The 1,724-nt window shown below is 76.7% G+C and carries 2 protein-coding genes; both read left to right on the top strand.

From position 1 onward, the window contains the following. Positions 1-74 precede the first annotated feature (74 nt). Positions 75-1,193 (top strand): inositol-3-phosphate synthase, encoded by a 1,119-nt coding sequence (locus EAO76_RS42870; RefSeq protein WP_148841619.1) that lies wholly within the window; start codon positions 75-77, stop codon positions 1,191-1,193. Next, on the top strand, positions 1,190-1,724 hold a 535-nt coding region (locus tag EAO76_RS42865), incomplete at its 3' end, for a UbiA family prenyltransferase (RefSeq protein ID WP_187439051.1). The genes EAO76_RS42870 and EAO76_RS42865, both read left to right, overlap by 4 nt.

The following is a 1,724-nucleotide window of genomic DNA, read 5'->3' as shown; positions in this document are numbered from 1 at the left end:
TGCGCGAACATCGGGGCGAGCACGGAGCGGAGCAGTGTCTGGCCAGCCAGCACCACCAGCCAGGGAGGCAGCCCGTGTCAGCACCCGCCCCACGCACCGGAGTCTGGTTCATCGGAGCACGCGGCTCCGTCGCCACCACCGCCATCGCGGGATGCGCGGCGCTCGCGGCGGGGCTCCGGCCGGCGACGGGCATGGTCACCGAGACACCGCCGTTCGCCGACAGCGGGCTGCCCGTCCCGGCCTCGCTCGTCTTCGGCGGACACGACACGGCCGACTGCCCGCTCCCCGAACGCGCCGAGGCCCTGGTCGCCGGGGGAGTGCTGCCGCACGGCCTGCCTGCGGCGATCGGCCGCGAACTCGCCACCGCCGACGCGGAGATACGGCCCGGCGGGCCGCTCCCGGACGACACCCGCGAGGACGAGGAACTCATCGCCGCGTTCGCCGCCGACCTCACCGACTTCGGCCACCGCAACGGGCTGACCAGGACCGTCGTGATCAACGTCGCCTCCACGGAACCCGTCCCCGACCCCGGGGGACGGCGGCTGCCCGCCAGCTCGCTCTACGCAGCAGCCGCGCTCCGGGCCGGCTGCCCCCACGTCAACTTCACCCCTTCCACCGGACTGCGCGCCCCCGCCCTCCGTGGCGCCGTCGCGGCCTGCGGACTTCCTCACGCGGGCCGCGACGGCAAGACCGGCCAGACACTGCTCCGCTCCGTGCTCGCCCCGATGTTCGCGCAGCGGGCCCTGCCCGTCCGGGCCTGGTCGGGCACCAACCTGCTGGGCGGCGGGGACGGGGCGGCGCTGGCCGACCCCGGCGCGGCGGCGGCCAAGAACGCGGGCAAGGAACGCGTGCTCGCCGACACCCTGGGCGCCGCACCCGAAGGCCGGGTCCACATCGACGACGTACCGGCCCTCGGAGACTGGAAGACCGCCTGGGACCACATCGCGTTCGACGGGTTCCTCGGCGCGCGCATGGTGCTCCAGACGACCTGGCAGGGCTGCGACTCCGCACTGGCCGCGCCCCTCGTCCTGGACCTGGCCCGGTTGGTGGCCCGCGCCCACGAACGGGGCCTGACCGGGCCGCTGCCCCAGCTCGGCTTCTACTTCAAGGATCCGGACGGCGGCCCGGCCGCCCTCTTCGAGCAGTACGAGGCACTGCTCGCCTTCGCCGGGACGCTGCGGGGCGAACGGTGACGGCACGCGCCTGGGCGGAACTCCTGCGGGTGTCCGCGCTGTTCACCGTCCCCGGCGACGCGCTCGCCGGAGCCGCCACGACCGGCGGCCGCCCCGASCGCGGCACCGCGCTCGCGGTCGGTGCCTCCCTCTGCCTGTACGAGGCGGGCATGGCGCTCAACGACTGGGCCGACCGGGACGAGGACGCCGTGGACCGGCCGCACCGGCCGATCCCGTCGGGCCGGATCGCGCCCGGCGMGGCCCTCGCGGCGGCGGGAGCACTGACGGCCGCCGGACTGGGCCTCGCCGGGTGCGCGGGCCGCCGGCCGCTCACGGCCGCCATCGCACTGGCGGCGACCGTCTGGGCGTACGACCTCCGGCTGAAGCACACCCCGGCGGGTCCGGCGGCGATGGCGGCGGCCCGGGGCCTGGACCTGCTGCTCGGAGCCACCGCGACGGGAACGACACGCCGGAACCCCGGACCGACCGCTCGCGGTGCCGTGCGCGGCCCCGCACGTGGCTCCGTACGCGCCGCGCTCGGGGCGGCCGCCG

Origin of the sequence: Streptomyces sp. sk2.1 (genome assembly GCF_008120935.1) — a bacterium.
GTDB lineage: Bacteria > Actinomycetota > Actinomycetes > Streptomycetales > Streptomycetaceae > Streptomyces.
This window is presented reverse-complemented; position numbering and strand designations above follow the sequence as displayed.